Genomic DNA, 13,934 nt, shown 5'->3' with positions numbered 1-13,934 from the left:
GAATTCCGCGTCCACGACATCGTCGCCGGCCTTGCCACCGGACCCGTCCTGGCCTGCCGGAGGTTCGCCCTGGTCGCTTTGAAGCTTCTCAGCGAGGCTGTGGGAGAGCGTGGATAGCGTTGCCGTAGCCGTTTCGATCGCGTCCTTGTCATCGCCCTTGAGCGCCTCTTCCAGGGTGGCGATGGCGGTCTCGGCGCCTTCCTTCTCGCCACTGTCCAGCTTTTCGCCCAGGTCGCTCAAGGTTTTTCTGACCTGGTAGACCATGTTCTCGCCCTGATTTCGGGCGAGCACCAGGGCCACCGTTTGGCGGTCTTCCTCGGCATGCGCCTCGGCGTCGCGGACCATGCGCTGCACCTCATCGTCGGACAGGCCGCTGGAGGCCTTGATGACGATCTTCTGCTCCTTGCCGGTCGCCTTGTCCTTGGCAGAGACGTGCAGGATGCCGTTGGCGTCGATATCGAAGGTGACCTCGACCTGCGGCATGCCGCGGGGGGCAGGCGGAATTTCGGTCAGGTCGAACTTGCCCAGCGACTTGTTGCCGCTGGCCAGTTCGCGCTCACCCTGCAACACATGGACCGTCACCGCCGTCTGGTTGTCATCCGCGGTCGAGAAGGTCTGCGCGGCTCGGGTCGGGATGGTGGTGTTTTTCTCGATCAGCTTGGTCATCACGCCGCCCAGGGTCTCGATGCCCAGCGACAGCGGAGTAACGTCCAGCAGCAGCACGTCCTTGACTTCACCGGCCAGCACGGCGGCCTGGATGCCGGCGCCCACGGCGACCGCCTCGTCCGGATTGACGTCCTTGCGCGGCTCCTTGCCAAAGAAATCCTTGACCGCCTCCTGCACCTTGGGCATGCGGGTCTGGCCGCCGACCAGGATTACTTCGTCGATTTGCGTGCCGCCGAGGCCCGCATCCTTGAGCGCAATCCGGCACGGCTCCATGGTGCGGGTGATCAGGTCTTCCACCAGCGATTCGAGTTTGGCCCGGGTCAGCTTCAGATTCAGATGCTTCGGTCCGCTGGCGTCGGCGGTGATATAGGGCAGGTTGATTTCGGTCTGCTGCGCCGAGGACAGTTCGATCTTGGCTTTTTCCGCGCCTTCCTTCAGACGCTGCAGGGCCAGCGGGTCATTGCGCAGGTCGACGCCGTTATCCTTTTTGAAGGTGTCGGCCAGGTAATTCATCAAGCGGACGTCGAAGTCCTCACCACCCAGGAAGGTGTCGCCGTTGGTTGCGAGCACTTCGAACTGGTGCTCGCCATCCACCTCCGCAATCTCGATGATGGAGATGTCGAAGGTGCCGCCGCCCAGGTCGTACACGGCCACCTTCTGGTCGCCGCGCTTCTTGTCCAGACCATAGGCCAGCGCGGCCGCGGTCGGCTCGTTGATGATGCGCTTGACCTCAAGCCCGGCGATGCGACCGGCGTCCTTGGTGGCCTGGCGCTGGGAGTCGTTGAAGTAGGCCGGCACGGTGATGACCGCCTCGGTGACCGGCTCGCCCAGGTAATCCTCGGCGGTTTTTTTCATTTTCTGCAGCACGCGCGCGGAAATTTCCGGCGGCGCCATCTTCTTGCCGTCGACCTCGACCCAGGCGTCGTTGTTGTCGGCCTTGATGATCTTGTACGGCACCATGCCGATGTCTTTCTTGACCACCGCGTCGTCGAAGCGACGGCCGATCAGGCGCTTTACCGCGTACAGCGTGTTGTGCGGGTTGGTGACAGCCTGGCGCTTGGCTGACTGGCCGACCAGCACCTCGTCGTCCTTGGTGAAGGCGACGATGGACGGCGTGGTACGGTCACCCTCGGCGTTTTCGATCACGCGCGCCTTGCCGCCCTCCATGACGGCAACGCAGGAATTGGTGGTACCAAGATCGATACCGATGATTCTGCCCATGTACTTGCTCCGTAGATAGGGTTGGCGGCTTGTTCGCTTAGGTGGAGTCGGCGTACCGCGATTTCAAGCGCTTACCTTGAAACCACCACCATGGCTGGGCGTACCAGTCGATCGTGCAGCCGGTAGCCGGTCTGTACAACGTGTACGACGTGGTTGGACGGCAGCTCGGCCGCGTCGGCCAGGCTCAAGGCCTGGTGCAGCTCGGGATTGAATGGCTCGCCCTGCGGGTGAACTTCGCTAAGGCCGGACTTGGCCAGTGCCTTGTCCAGAATGTCGAGCGTCAGGCGCGTGCCTTCGATGATTTTGCCAAGCGCCGTGGCCGCGTCGAGGTCATCGACCGCCGCTGCCTTGAGGGCCTCTTGCAGGCTGTCCTTGACCGGCAGCAGTTCGGCAATGAGCATTTCCGTGCCGTAGCGCGAGGCGTTTTGTACCTCGCGCTCGTAACGTCGGCGAAGGTTCTCGATATCGGCGTGGGCGCGCAGCATCTGGTCACGAGCCTGGTCCGCGCGCGCCTGCGCTTGCTCCAAGGTTTCTTCTATGCCGCTTGGCGGTTCCTGGGTCTGGTCGGTATCGCCGTTGGCCGGATCGGCGTCGGACGAATCGGTTTGGTCGTTCATCAACAACTCTCAAAAGTTAATGTGGCCGGCGCGCGTCGCGGGCCGACAGCAAGCCCGGCAAGCCGGCAGCAATCAGCTTGGGGCCGGCAGGCGACGATTCAAGGCCGCCCCGAGCAGACGGGCCGTCACATCCACCACCGCGACTACGCGCTCGTAGGGCATGCGCGAGGGGCCGATGACGCCGAGTGCGCCCACGATCTGGCCGTCCATCTCGTAGGGCGCGGTGACCAGGCTGTAGTCGCCCAGAAACTGGTAACCCGATTCGGCGCCCAGAAAAATCTGCACACCCTGGCCTTGCAAGCACTGATCGAGCAGGTGCAGCAGCTCGCGCTTCTCGCCAAAAGCCCGAAACAGCGTCTGCAACTTGCTCAAGTCCGCTGCCGGATTGACGTTGGCGAGCAAATTGGACTCGCCACGGATCAGGTAATCGCCGCTTGGTGCGCCGTCAGTGGGCGGTGGAATCAGTCGGTTCGCGAGTTCGACCATGGTCGCCATGACGGCGCCAACCTCAGCCTGCGCCCGCTGTAGCTCGCGGACTATGGCGGTGCGCATCTGCGCCAGCGTGTGGCCGACGAAGTTCTCGTTCAGGTAGTTCGCGGCCCGGGTCAGTTCAGATTCGCCGTAGTTGTGAGGGTGCTCCACTACCCAGTTGTGCACGCGGCCGTCATCGGTAACCAGGATTACCAGCAACCGTCCCTCGGACAGGGTGACGAAATCCACCTGGCGCAAGCAAGCCACCTGGCGCCGTGGCAGCAGGACCACACCGGCCTGCTGGCTGAGCTCGGCCAGCAGTTTGCTGGCCGCCTCCACCAGCCCGTCCGGGTGGCTGCCCTCGCCCAGCCCCCGTCGTAACTTGCCTTCTTCGGCACGGTCTATCGGCCTGACCTTGATCAGGTTGTCGATGAACACGCGCAGGCCCTTGGCGGTCGGCACCCGGCCCGCGGAGGTGTGCGGCGCGCAGATCAGGCCCAGCCGTTCAAGGTCGGCCATGATGTTGCGTAGTGTCGCCGAGCTCAGGCCAAGACCCAGATCGCGCGCCAGGGTTTTGGAGCCAACCGGCCGCCCGTCGACGACGTAATGTTCCACCAGCCCCTTGAGCAAGGCCAGGGTACGGTCGTTCAGGTCATCAGCGGAGGTATTTCTGGACGCAGGCACGGCGAACCCAGGTTTGCCGACACAACAAGCGGTCTGCCCATACTATAAACACATGACGCGGCGCTCTGGCATTCCAGCCCCCATGAGTCGCTGGCCGGCACTCGCTCGCTGTGCCGCTGGATGTGCCGGGAGCGCGGCGCGCGCGTGCTAGAGTCGCGCGCGTTCCGCCCCACGCTTGAGGGTCCCCATGCCACTCGTGTTCAGTCGTCCCGCCCTGCTGTGGCACCGCGACGACGCCGTGGTGCGACAACTTGCCGATCGTCTGCGTGAGGTGCTTCCGCAGTTGGGTTGCACCGTCGGCGGCGCGCAAATTTTCCCGCACTGGGGACCTTCCCAGGATGCCGCGTTGCGCGACCGCCTGGCGCTGGACGGTACGGATATGGGCATCGTGTTGGGCGGCGACGGTACGCTGCTGGCCGCCAGCCGCATTGTCGCGAAGCTCGATATTCCCCTGCTGTGTATCAATCTTGGCCGTCTGGGGTTTCTGGCCGACGTGTCGCCCGATGACACTTTCCAGGTTCTGCCTGCTGTTCTGCTGGGGGAGTTCTTTGCCGAGGAAAGGCTGTTGTTGGACGTGGAGATCCGCCGGGGCGACGAACTCCTGCGCAGCACAACGGCTCTGAATGAGCTGGTGCTGCACAAATGGGACAGCCTGACGATGATTGAGTTCGAGACCCGTGCCGGTGGCCGGTTGCTGAACCGTCAGCGCGCCGACGGGGTGATCGTTGCGACCCCCACAGGGTCTACCGCGTATGCCCTGTCGGCGGGGGGGCCAATTCTGTATCCGGACTTGCGGGCCTTGGTGGTGGTACCCATCTGTCAGCACACGCTGGCGATCCGGCCGGTGGTGCTGGGCGCTAATCAGGCGGTTGAGATCGAGTTGACCCGCGATAACTGGTCCAAGGCACGCGTGGTATGCGACGGCCAACACAGCATCACCCTGGAGATTGGCGATCGAGTGCGGATATCTGCCCGGGAGCAACCACAGCGCCTGATTCATCCGGTGGGTTACCAATACTTCGACTTGCTGCGCACCAAGCTGCACTGGGGTGGCTGACGGTGTTGGTCGGGTTACGCATCACCAACTTCGCCATCGTTGAGGCGGCGGAACTCGAGTTCGATACCGGCTTCACTGCCGTGACCGGCGAGACCGGCGCCGGCAAATCTTTGGTAGTTGACGCGTTATTGCTCTCGCTGGGCGAACGGGCGGGGGTGGACGTGATTCGCGCCGGCTGCGAGCAGGCCGATGTCACGGCGGCGTTCGACGTCGCCGCCGTGGCGGCGGCACAGGCCTGGTTGCAGGCAAATGACCTGGCCGACGGCAGCGACTGTATTGTGCGACGCACCGTGCGGGCGGACGGGCGCTCCCGCTCCTATGTGAATGGTCGGCCAGTGGCGGCGGGGCTGCTACGCGAGCTTGGCCAGCAGCTGGTGGATATTCATGGCCAGCACGCTTACCAGGCCTTGCTGCGCCCGCAGGCACAGCGCGCGCTACTCGATCGCTACGCGGGTACGGAGCCGTTGCTGGCCGAAGTGGCAGCTGCCTATGAAGCCTGGCAGCTGGCCAGTCGGGCGCTTGATGCCGCGGCCGCGGCCAGCGCCGGGCGTGCGGAACGGCTTGACCTGCTGCGCTATCAGCTGCAGGAGCTGGACGCGCTGGCGCTGGCGCCGGACGAATGGCCGCAACTGGACGCCGAGCAGCGGCGAGCCGGCCATGCGCAGACCCTGGCCGAGGGTGGGGCGGCGGCGCTGCGTGCGCTGGACGAGGACAGCCCCAACGCCTACGCGTTGCTGGCCCAGGCTGCTGCACAGCTGAGCAAGTTGTGTGGGTATGACGAACGCCTGAGCGAGATCGTCACGCCGCTGGACGGCGCGCTGGTGCAGCTTGGCGAGGCGTCATCGGCGCTGCGGCATTACCTGGATGCCATGGATATCGACCCGGCGCGAGCGCGCTGGCTGGAGGACCGGGTGGGGGCCGCGATGGCGCTGGCACGCAAGCACCAGGTGCCGCCGATGGAACTCGCTGCGCTGCACCAGTGTCTGCGTGCCGAGCTTGATTTGCTGGACGATGACGGTCCAGGCCGCGCTTCGCTGGAGCAAGCCGAGCGCGCCGCATGGGCGCACTACCAGGCGGTCGCGGCAGCATTGACCGAGGCACGCGGCGCGGCCGCTGAGCGCTTGGCGCCCGAGGTGACCGATTGCATCAACGGACTGGGCATGCCCGGGGCGAGCTTCGACGCGCTGTTGCTGCCGCTGGATTCTGGCAATGGCAGTGCTGCTGGCGCCGAAAGCGTGGAGTTTCGAATCCGCGCCAATGCCGGCGATGAACCCCGGTCGTTGGCGCGGGTAGCCTCCGGTGGGGAGCTGTCACGCATCAGTCTGGGGATCCATACCGTCACCCTGGCTCAGGGCGAAGTACCGACACTGGTTTTCGACGAGGTGGACGTCGGTATCGGCGGCGCCGTGGCCGAGACGGTTGGGCGCCTGCTGCGTGCGCTTGGTGGGCAGCGGCAGGTGCTGTGCATCACCCATCTGCCGCAGGTGGCGGCGTTGGCCCGGAATCACCTGCGGGTGAGCAAACACGCGGACCAGGTGGGTACCGTTACCGCGGTGGAACAGCTGCCGCCGAGCGCGCGGGTCGACGAAATAGCGCGCATGCTGGGCGGTGTCACCATCACCGAGCGCACCCGCGCCCACGCTGCCGAGATGTTGACTGCGGCCCAGCGAGTGTGAGTGATGAGTGAGCCAGGACTTATCTTGCGGGCCGGCCGGATGAGCGACGTGCCGGCGATTCATGCCTTGCTGCGCGAACAGGCCGCGGCGGGCAACCTGCTGCCGCGCACCCAGGAGAACCTGGTCCGTCACGTGCGCGATTTTGTGGTGGCGGAACAGGATGTCACCCTGGCTGGCGTGGGCGCGCTGGAAATCATGGGGCCTGATCTGGGTGAGGTGCGGAGTCTCGCCGTGGCGCCGATGTTCCAGCGCCGTGGCATGGGCGAGCAGGTGACACAAGCCCTGGTCCAGCAGGCGCGCGAGCTGGGCCTGAAACGGCTGATGGCGCTGACCTACGTGCCGGGGTTTTTCGCCCGCCTGGGCTTTGAGGTGGTGGACAAGGACAGCCTGCCGGAGAAGGTCTGGCAAGTGTGTGTCAAGTGCTACAAATTCAATCGCTGCGATGAGATCGCGGTGATGCTGCGCCTGGATGAGGTGCCGGGCACCGTTGCGGCATCCGGATAGGCGGATGTGATTGCCGGTCCGTTTCAGCGCCCCCGCTCGGCGTTCAAGCGCTGGCAGGTAGCGCACACACCATGGATGTACAGGCTGTGGTCGGTCACTTTGAAGCCGCGCTCCGCCGCGATGCGCTGCTGCGCCGCCTCGATGGTGTCGTCGCGAAACTCCAGCACCGCCCCGCAGCGTTCGCAGACCAGGTGATCGTGGTGGCAGGGTCCGGTGCCCGTGCCAAGCTCGAAGACCGAACGCTCGCTCTCGAAGTGGTGCCGAACCACCAGGCCGGCCTGCTCGAACTGGGTGAGCACGCGGTAAATGGTGGCCAGGCCAACTTCCTCGCTGCTGTCGAGCAGGGCGCGGTATACATCCTCGGCGGTGACGTGCCGCTGGTCGCTTTTTTCCAGGAATTCCAGGATGCGCAGGCGCGGCGTGGTGACCTTGAGTCCGGCGTCGCGCAGGGCAGTACTGTTGGCCATGGGCGTTCTCTGGCGGCTTGGGCGAAAGCATCACAACGGGGCGCGTACCAGACATTCTGGACGAATCCGTCGCCAGCCTTTCCGCCTGGGCATGGTAGCCCATTGTAGACTAGCCGCCATCCATCCCGTTTGGCCGCCGTTGGTCCAAACGCCTGCGCCCCGCCTGGAATTGCTTGCCTATGTTTCGCTCGCTAACGGCCTTGGTCCTGATCGTGTTGATGAGTGGCTGCGCCGGGCGTCAGCCGGATGCGGCCGACGCCCGGCCATGGATTCCGGTGCTCTCTCCTTACCGCATGGATATCCGCCAGGGTAATGTGGTCGACGCCACAATGTTGGCACGCCTGCAACTGGGGATGGATCGGGAGCAGGTTCGCCTGCTGCTGGGTACGCCGCAGTTGCGCGATCCGTTCACGGACGACCGCTGGGACTATGTCTACACCGAGCGCAAGGGCTACCACAGCAGGGCCCAACGCACGGTATCTCTGCAATTTGGCGCGGACCGCCTGGTTCGGGTGGAGGGCGATGTGGTGCCCGTAGCCGACGCCCGCGAGAAAAACCTCTTGATCGCAAAAACCCGCACCACGGTCGACGTGCCGGCCGATATCGAGCAATCGGACAGCCGTCTGGCGCGCCTGTTTCGCGGCGTGGGTGGTGGGGACAGGAAACAGCCCGGTCGACGTGATCTGGCGAGGTTTGTAGAGACCGAAGAAGCGCGCCAGTACGAAACGGTCGAAGGTACGCAGGCAGCTGACTCCACGGCACCGGAGCCGGACCGCCAGTCCGCAGGGACAGACGAAGAGCCTGGGATGTTTGACGGCCTGCTGGGACCGCTCGCCCGCTGATACTGCTCAGGCGTCTTTGCCGGTGCCAGGCGGGTTGCCCGCCTGATTGAAGTAGGCGCAGTGATCCCACAAAGGGCACTTCGCGCAGTGAGGCAACTCCTGACACACGCCCTCGCGCAGATGAAAGCCGCTGGCAAAGCGGAACATCTGTGCGCTCAGCTGCCAGTGGCTGGCGCCACTGGCCTGGTGCAGGGCTTGCATCACCGCGTTGAAGTCGCCCTGCCGTACGCGTGCCGGGAGCAGGCCCAGGCGTTTTAACAGGCGTTCGGCGTGGTCGGTGCGAAAGTAAAACGGGAAACCCGACGACAGCAAGAACCACTCGCTGGCGCTGGGTCCAACGCTGGCGAAGTGCCGGGCAACCTCCTGGTGCAGCAGATGCAGCGTGTCAGGGGTGTAACTGCGCAACCAGGCACCGAACGAGCCATGCTCCGCGGCGATCCCCTGCACAATCTCGGCGTTGTGCCGGACCGACTCGATCTTGCGCCGGTTGCGGATCAGGCCCCGGTCCGTGAACAGCGGCAGCAGTCGCGCGGCGTCCCACGCGGCCAGCTCCGCGATGTTGAAATCGGCGAATGCCTTGCGCGTTGCGGGCCACTTGTTGCGCACGACTTCGCGTGAGAAGCCGGCCGCGAACATGTGAAAACACAGTTCCTCGAATAGTTCTTCGTCGCTGTCGTGGCGCGGCAGAATGGCCCACGTGGTGGGCTCTGGCAGGTTCTGGGCGCCTTCCAGTTCCAGCCGCTGGCAGCTTGCATCAATGCGCCGGAAGATATCGGCCAGGTCGGCGGCGTTGGCGTGATTCACGGGCAGTACTGGAAAGGGCGAACGAGGCGCTTAAGTAGACCGGTCCAGCGCGTCGGCGGCAAGCGGTGGCCTGTTAAACTTGCGCGCCGATCCGATCGGCGGCCAGCCCGCCTTGCGTTTTCTGGAGTAATGCTCTTGTTCAGTCGTGCCATGACCATCGCCGATTTCGATCCCGATCTGTGGCAGGCGATGCAGGCCGAGGCGCGGCGCCAGGAAGAGCATGTCGAGCTGATCGCCTCCGAGAACTATGCCAGCCCGCGCGTGCTGGCGGCGCAGGGTTCGCAGCTGACCAACAAATACGCCGAGGGCTACCCCGGGCGCCGCTACTACGGTGGCTGCGAGTACGTGGACGTGGCCGAGCGGCTGGCCATCGAGCGGGCACGCGAGCTGTTCGGTGCCGATTACGCCAACGTGCAGCCGCATTCGGGCTCGCAGGCCAACGCGGCGGTGTTCATGGCGCTGATGGAGCCGGGCGACACGCTGCTGGGCATGAGCCTGGCCCACGGCGGGCATCTGACGCACGGCGCGTCGGTCAGCTTCTCGGGCAAGATCTACCGCGGCGTGCAGTACGGCATCGACATCGCCACCGGTCTGATCGACTACGAGCACGTGGAACATCTGGCGCGCGAGTGCCGTCCGAAGGTGGTTGTCGCCGGTTTCAGTGCCTATTCACGCGCCATGGATTGGAACCGCTTCCGGGCGATTGCCGACGCCGTTGGTGCCTACCTGGTCGTGGACATGGCGCATGTGGCGGGACTGGTGGCGGCGGGTCTGTACCCGAGCCCGGTAGCCATCGCCGACGTCACCACGTCCACCACCCACAAGACCTTGCGCGGGCCTCGCGGCGGCCTGATCCTGGCCCGTGCCAACCCGGACATTGAGAAAAAGCTCAATTCCGCGGTGTTCCCCGGTGGGCAGGGCGGGCCGCTGATGCACGTCATCGCGGCCAAGGCGGTGTCGTTTCTTGAGGCCTTGCAGCCCGACTTCAAGGACTACCAGCGCGCGGTCGTGGACAATGCCCGCGCCATGGCCGAGGTCATCGTCGGGCGTGGCTACAAGGTGGTGTCGGGTGGTACCGACAATCACCTGTTCCTGGTCGACCTGATTGCCAAGGGACTGACCGGCAAGGCAGCCGAAGCGGCGCTGGGCGCGGCCAACATTACGGTCAACAAGAATGCGGTGCCGGGTGATCCGCAGAGCCCCTTTGTTACCAGCGGCATCCGCATCGGCACACCGGCGTCCACTACCCGAGGCTTCGTCCGGCAAGAAATGGGGGAGCTGGCCGGCTGGATCTGCGACATTCTCGATGATCCGGAAACCGCGGCTGTGCAGCGGCGCGTCAAGGCGCAGGTGTTGGCACTGTGTCAGCGCTTTCCGGTTTACGGCGATTAGCAAGCCGATGAGAGCGCTTTTTCGGGGGCCTGCTTGGCAAACCAGGGATGGCTTGCCAGCAGATCAAGCGCGTTGCGGGCCGGGTCTGGGTAGCTTGGCGCGGGCCGGCGCCGCGCCGGACTGGCTTGAAAAAGGGCAGGAAAGCCCTTTTTCAACAGTCCGATAGGCCACGCGCCGTGCGTTGCCCGTTTTGCGCCGCATCGGACACCCGCGTTGTCGACTCGCGTCTGGCGGAGGAGGGCGACCGGGTTCGGCGGCGGCGTGAGTGCCTGACTTGTCAGGCTCGCTTTACCACCTTCGAGCAAGCGGAACTGTCCTGGCCACGCATCGTCAAGCGCGATGGCGGGCGGGTGCCGTTCGACGAGGCGAAGTTGCGTGCCGGCATGGAGCGAGCACTTGAAAAACGACCTGTCCGCAGCGACCAGGTCGACGCCGTGCTGGTGCGCATCAAGCGCAAGCTTCTAAGCCTGGGCGAGCGCGAGTGCGGTTCGCGCCAGCTCGGCGAGTGGCTGATGGAGGAACTGAGCGTGCTGGACCCGGTCGCGTACGTCCGCTTCGCGTCCGTATACCGGAGCTTTGAGGACCTGCGCGCGTTCCGCGACGAAGTGGAGCGGCTCGAGCGCGCCGGCCTGGTCAGCGATCCGCCATGACCGACGCCGACTGGATGCGCGAGGCGCTCGGACTGGCCGAGGGTGGGCGCTACGGGGCGGCTCCCAACCCCCTGGTCGGCTGCCTGCTGGTGCGCCGTGGCGTGCGCGTGGGAACGGGTTTTCATCGCCGCGCTGGCGAACCACACGCAGAGGCGAACGCCTTGGCCGAAGCGGGCTCGCGCGCCAACGGCGCCACTGCCTATGTGACGCTGGAGCCGTGTGCACACCATGGCCGCACGCCGCCGTGCGCGGACGCCCTGATTGCTGCCGGCCTGCGCCGGGTGGTCGTCGCGATGGAAGATCCGAATCCCCGGGTGGCTGGCCGTGGCATCGAGCGCTTACGCAATGCCGGTATCGTCGTCGAGTGTGGCTTGGAGGCGGCATCGGCGGCAGCGCTGAATCCGGGTTTCATCAAGCGCATGCGAACCGGCAGACCGTATGTGCGGGTCAAGATGGCGCAGAGCCTGGATGGGCGCAGCGCGCTGGCGGACGGCGAATCGCGCTGGATCACGGGTCCCGCTGCGCGGGCCGATGTGCAGCGCTGGCGTGGACGCTCACAGGCCATCGTCACCGGCATCGGCACGGCGCTGGCCGACGATCCGTCGCTGACGGTCCGTTTGCCCGAGGCCACCGAGCAGCCGATGCGGGTAGTGCTGGACAGGCAGCTTGGCTTGTCGCCGACCGCTCGCCTGTTGGCAGAGCCAGGGGAAACGTTGGTGGTAACGCACAGCGAGGATCGCGCGAGGACCGACGCGCTGATCGCCAGTGGTGCCCAGGTGCTGTGCCTGCGGCCAACGCCCGACGGAGTCGATCTTGGCGCGGTGCTGGACGAGCTTGGCCGGCGCGAGTGTAACGAGGCGCTGGTCGAGGCCGGGCCGCGTCTGGCCGGCGCCTTCATCGTGACGGGCTTGGTGGACGAGATCATCGTCTACATTGCCCCGCACCTGCTGGGCAACGGCGCGCGGCCGGTGTTCGAACTGCCCGGCGTCAACCGCATGGATGAGCGGTTCGAACTTGAACTGCTGGACGTGCAAGCGTTCGGCCCCGATCTGCGCCTGCGCCTGCGCCCACTGGCCGGGCGCTGACCGCTACCTGGGGTAAAGCTTATGTTCACCGGCATTGTTACGGCAGTCGGGCGAATCGCCGCCATTGAACGTCGCGCCGGCGACGCGCGCCTGCGCATTGCCAGCGGCGACATGTTTCTGGCGGATGGCGACCTGGGTGAGAGCATTTCGGTTGGCGGCGTCTGCCTGACCGCGGTGGCCTTCACCACCGGGGGTTTCGTCGCCGATGTCTCGGCCGAGACATTGGCCTGCACCTGCGCCGAGCATTGGGCAGTCGGCCATCGGGTTAACCTGGAGCGGGCGCTCAAGCTGGTCGATCGCCTCGGCGGGCATTTGGTCAGCGGCCACGTCGATGGCGTCGGTGAGGTGGTGTCGCGCCGCGCCGATGGGCGCTCGCAGCGTTTTATGCTGCGCGCACCGCAGCCGCTGGCGCACTACATCGCGGCTAAGGGGTCAATCACCATCGATGGCGTCAGCCTGACCGTCAATACCGTCAGTGGCGCCGAGTTTGGTGTCAATATCGTGCCTCACACGCTGGAGCACACCACCCTCGGCGAGCTTGTCGCCGGCGGCCGGGTAAACCTCGAAGTCGACCTGCTGGCCCGCTACCTGGAGCGCCTGCTGGGACGCGCCGAGACTGGCGTCAATCTGCCCTTGCTGACCGAGCACGGATTCCTGGACCGATGAACACATTGCAGCTGAACACCGCCGAGGAAATCATCGCCGACGTCAAGGCCGGACGGATGGTGATTCTGATGGATGACGCCGACCGCGAGAACGAGGGTGATCTGATCCTGGCGGCCGAGTGCGTGACACCGGAGGCCATCAACTTCATGGCGCGCTACGGGCGTGGTCTGATCTGCCTGACCCTGACCGAGGCCCGTTGCCGCCAGTTGAACCTGCCGCTGATGGTGGTCGACAACAATGACAAGAACACCACCAATTTCACGGTGTCCATCGAGGCGGCCAGCGGTGTCACTACCGGCATTTCGGCCGCCGATCGGTCGGTCACGGTACGGGTGGCGGTACGACCTGAAGCGGTGCCGGGCGATATCGTCATGCCGGGGCATATTTTTCCGCTACGCGCCCAGCCGGGCGGCGTGCTTTCGCGCGCCGGCCACACCGAGGCCGGCTGTGACCTGGCGCGTCTGGCCGGTTACGAGCCGGCGGCGGTGATCGTCGAGATACTGAACGAAGACGGCACCATGGCGCGTTACCCGCAGCTGCTGGAGTTCGCCCAGGCCCATGGCCTGAAGATCGGTACCATCGCCGACCTGATCCGTCATCGCGTTGACCTGGAGCGCTCAGTCGAATGGGTGGCAGAGAGCCGCTTCGAGAGTGAGTTCGGGAGTTTTCGGTTGGTGGCGTTTCACGAAATCGACCACGGCGAGGTGCATCTGGCCCTGGTGATGGGCGACATCCAGCCCGACCAGGTTGCGCTGGTTCGGGTGCAGCAGGCCAGTGTGCTGCGCGATATTCTGGGCGCGCACGCCGGGCAGCACTGGAGCGTGCGTCGGGCGCTGGCGGCCATTGCCGACAGTGGCCGCGGCGTGCTGGTGCTGCTCAGTCCGAACGACCTGCCGCAGACCCTGCTGCGCGAGGTGCAGTCCTACAAAATGCGTCACCTGGGGCTGTCGTTGCCAGGTCTTGAGCCAAACCCCGAGCTGCGCATGCACGGGGTCGGAGCGCAGATCCTGGCGCAGTTGGGAGTGGGTCGTATGCGCATCATGGGCAAGCCGCGTAAACTGCATGGCCTGGCCGGTTTCGGCCTGGAGCTGGTTGAATTTGTGCCGCCCGATGCGGCGCTTCACGGATAAGT

The 13,934-nt window shown here is 65.4% G+C and carries 14 protein-coding genes; 9 read left to right on the top strand and 5 right to left on the bottom strand.

Annotated features, from left to right (window positions below):
* From dnaK to hrcA, 3 genes are all read right to left on the bottom strand, one after another.
* Nucleotides 1–1,887: molecular chaperone DnaK (gene dnaK / locus ABZF37_RS04485; protein ID WP_372717205.1), on the bottom strand; the 1,887-nt coding region annotated here is incomplete at its 3' end.
* Between the two features lie 71 nt (nt 1,888–1,958).
* Nucleotides 1,959–2,504 (bottom strand): nucleotide exchange factor GrpE, encoded by a 546-nt coding sequence (gene grpE, locus ABZF37_RS04480; protein ID WP_372717203.1) that lies wholly within the window; start codon nt 2,502–2,504, stop codon nt 1,959–1,961.
* Nucleotides 2,505–2,576: 72 nt separating this feature from the next.
* Nucleotides 2,577–3,659 (bottom strand): heat-inducible transcriptional repressor HrcA, encoded by a 1,083-nt coding sequence (gene hrcA, locus ABZF37_RS04475; RefSeq protein ID WP_372717201.1) that lies wholly within the window; start codon nt 3,657–3,659, stop codon nt 2,577–2,579.
* A 187-nt stretch (nt 3,660–3,846) separates the two neighbouring features.
* On the opposite strand from hrcA, the gene ABZF37_RS04470 reads away from it, so the two are divergent.
* From ABZF37_RS04470 to ABZF37_RS04460, 3 genes are read left to right on the top strand one after another with little or no spacing between them, the layout of a single operon-like run.
* The gene (locus tag ABZF37_RS04470; RefSeq protein WP_372717199.1) at nt 3,847–4,716 is read left to right on the top strand and encodes an NAD(+)/NADH kinase; all 870 of its coding nucleotides are present in this window, start codon (nt 3,847–3,849) and stop codon (nt 4,714–4,716) included.
* A 2-nt stretch (nt 4,717–4,718) separates the two neighbouring features.
* Nucleotides 4,719–6,392, top strand: coding sequence for a DNA repair protein RecN (recN, locus tag ABZF37_RS04465; RefSeq protein WP_372717197.1), 1,674 nt, complete (start codon nt 4,719–4,721; stop codon nt 6,390–6,392).
* Between the two features lie 3 nt (nt 6,393–6,395).
* The gene (locus tag ABZF37_RS04460; protein ID WP_372717195.1) at nt 6,396–6,896 is read left to right on the top strand and encodes an N-acetyltransferase; all 501 of its coding nucleotides are present in this window, start codon (nt 6,396–6,398) and stop codon (nt 6,894–6,896) included.
* 23 nt (nt 6,897–6,919) lie between these two features.
* On the opposite strand, the gene fur is transcribed toward ABZF37_RS04460, so the two are convergent.
* Nucleotides 6,920–7,363, bottom strand: coding sequence for a ferric iron uptake transcriptional regulator (gene fur, locus ABZF37_RS04455; protein WP_372717193.1), 444 nt, complete (start codon nt 7,361–7,363; stop codon nt 6,920–6,922).
* A gap of 179 nt (nt 7,364–7,542) precedes the next feature.
* On the opposite strand from fur, the gene ABZF37_RS04450 reads away from it, so the two are divergent.
* Complete coding sequence (locus tag ABZF37_RS04450; protein ID WP_372717191.1) at nt 7,543–8,205, top strand: outer membrane protein assembly factor BamE; 663 nt, start codon at nt 7,543–7,545, stop codon at nt 8,203–8,205.
* A gap of 6 nt (nt 8,206–8,211) precedes the next feature.
* Here the strand turns inward: ABZF37_RS04450 and ABZF37_RS04445 are convergent, their stop codons facing one another.
* Nucleotides 8,212–9,009 carry a DNA-3-methyladenine glycosylase I gene (locus ABZF37_RS04445; protein WP_372717189.1) on the bottom strand — a complete coding sequence of 266 codons (798 nt, stop codon included), beginning with the start codon at nt 9,007–9,009 and terminating at the stop codon, nt 8,212–8,214.
* Between the two features lie 129 nt (nt 9,010–9,138).
* Between ABZF37_RS04445 and glyA the strand changes: the two genes are divergently transcribed.
* From glyA to ribBA, 5 genes are all read left to right on the top strand, one after another.
* Entirely contained in the window at nt 9,139–10,401 is a 1,263-nt protein-coding gene (gene glyA, locus ABZF37_RS04440; RefSeq protein ID WP_372717187.1) for a serine hydroxymethyltransferase, read from the top strand.
* Between the two features lie 176 nt (nt 10,402–10,577).
* Nucleotides 10,578–11,051, top strand: a complete 474-nt coding sequence (gene nrdR, locus ABZF37_RS04435; protein WP_372717185.1) for a transcriptional regulator NrdR — start codon at nt 10,578–10,580, stop codon at nt 11,049–11,051.
* Nucleotides 11,048–12,136 carry a bifunctional diaminohydroxyphosphoribosylaminopyrimidine deaminase/5-amino-6-(5-phosphoribosylamino)uracil reductase RibD gene (gene ribD / locus ABZF37_RS04430; protein WP_372717182.1) on the top strand — a complete coding sequence of 363 codons (1,089 nt, stop codon included), beginning with the start codon at nt 11,048–11,050 and terminating at the stop codon, nt 12,134–12,136. Before nrdR ends, ribD begins: the two co-directional genes overlap by 4 nt.
* A gap of 21 nt (nt 12,137–12,157) precedes the next feature.
* Nucleotides 12,158–12,802, top strand: coding sequence for a riboflavin synthase (locus tag ABZF37_RS04425; RefSeq protein WP_372717180.1), 645 nt, complete (start codon nt 12,158–12,160; stop codon nt 12,800–12,802).
* Nucleotides 12,803–12,807: 5 nt separating this feature from the next.
* Nucleotides 12,808–13,932: a bifunctional 3,4-dihydroxy-2-butanone-4-phosphate synthase/GTP cyclohydrolase II gene (gene ribBA / locus ABZF37_RS04420; RefSeq protein WP_372717207.1), complete on the top strand. Its 1,125-nt coding sequence runs from the start codon at nt 12,808–12,810 to the stop codon at nt 13,930–13,932.
* Nucleotides 13,933–13,934: the final 2 nt, after the last annotated feature.

Source organism: Immundisolibacter sp., from assembly GCF_041601295.1.
In the GTDB taxonomy this organism is placed as follows: domain Bacteria; phylum Pseudomonadota; class Gammaproteobacteria; order Immundisolibacterales; family Immundisolibacteraceae; genus Immundisolibacter.
This window is presented reverse-complemented; position numbering and strand designations above follow the sequence as displayed.

Coding starts and splice junctions, on each gene's coding strand:
- grpE (WP_372717203.1), bottom strand. CDS start 2,504: ATGAACGACCAAACCGATTCGTCCGACGCCGATCCGGCCAACGGCGAT.
- ABZF37_RS04425 (WP_372717180.1), top strand. CDS start 12,158: ATGTTCACCGGCATTGTTACGGCAGTCGGGCGAATCGCCGCCATTGAA.
- ABZF37_RS04460 (WP_372717195.1), top strand. CDS start 6,396: ATGAGTGAGCCAGGACTTATCTTGCGGGCCGGCCGGATGAGCGACGTG.
- ribD (WP_372717182.1), top strand. CDS start 11,048: ATGACCGACGCCGACTGGATGCGCGAGGCGCTCGGACTGGCCGAGGGT.
- ABZF37_RS04450 (WP_372717191.1), top strand. CDS start 7,543: ATGTTTCGCTCGCTAACGGCCTTGGTCCTGATCGTGTTGATGAGTGGC.
- ABZF37_RS04470 (WP_372717199.1), top strand. CDS start 3,847: ATGCCACTCGTGTTCAGTCGTCCCGCCCTGCTGTGGCACCGCGACGAC.
- glyA (WP_372717187.1), top strand. CDS start 9,139: ATGCTCTTGTTCAGTCGTGCCATGACCATCGCCGATTTCGATCCCGAT.
- fur (WP_372717193.1), bottom strand. CDS start 7,363: ATGGCCAACAGTACTGCCCTGCGCGACGCCGGACTCAAGGTCACCACG.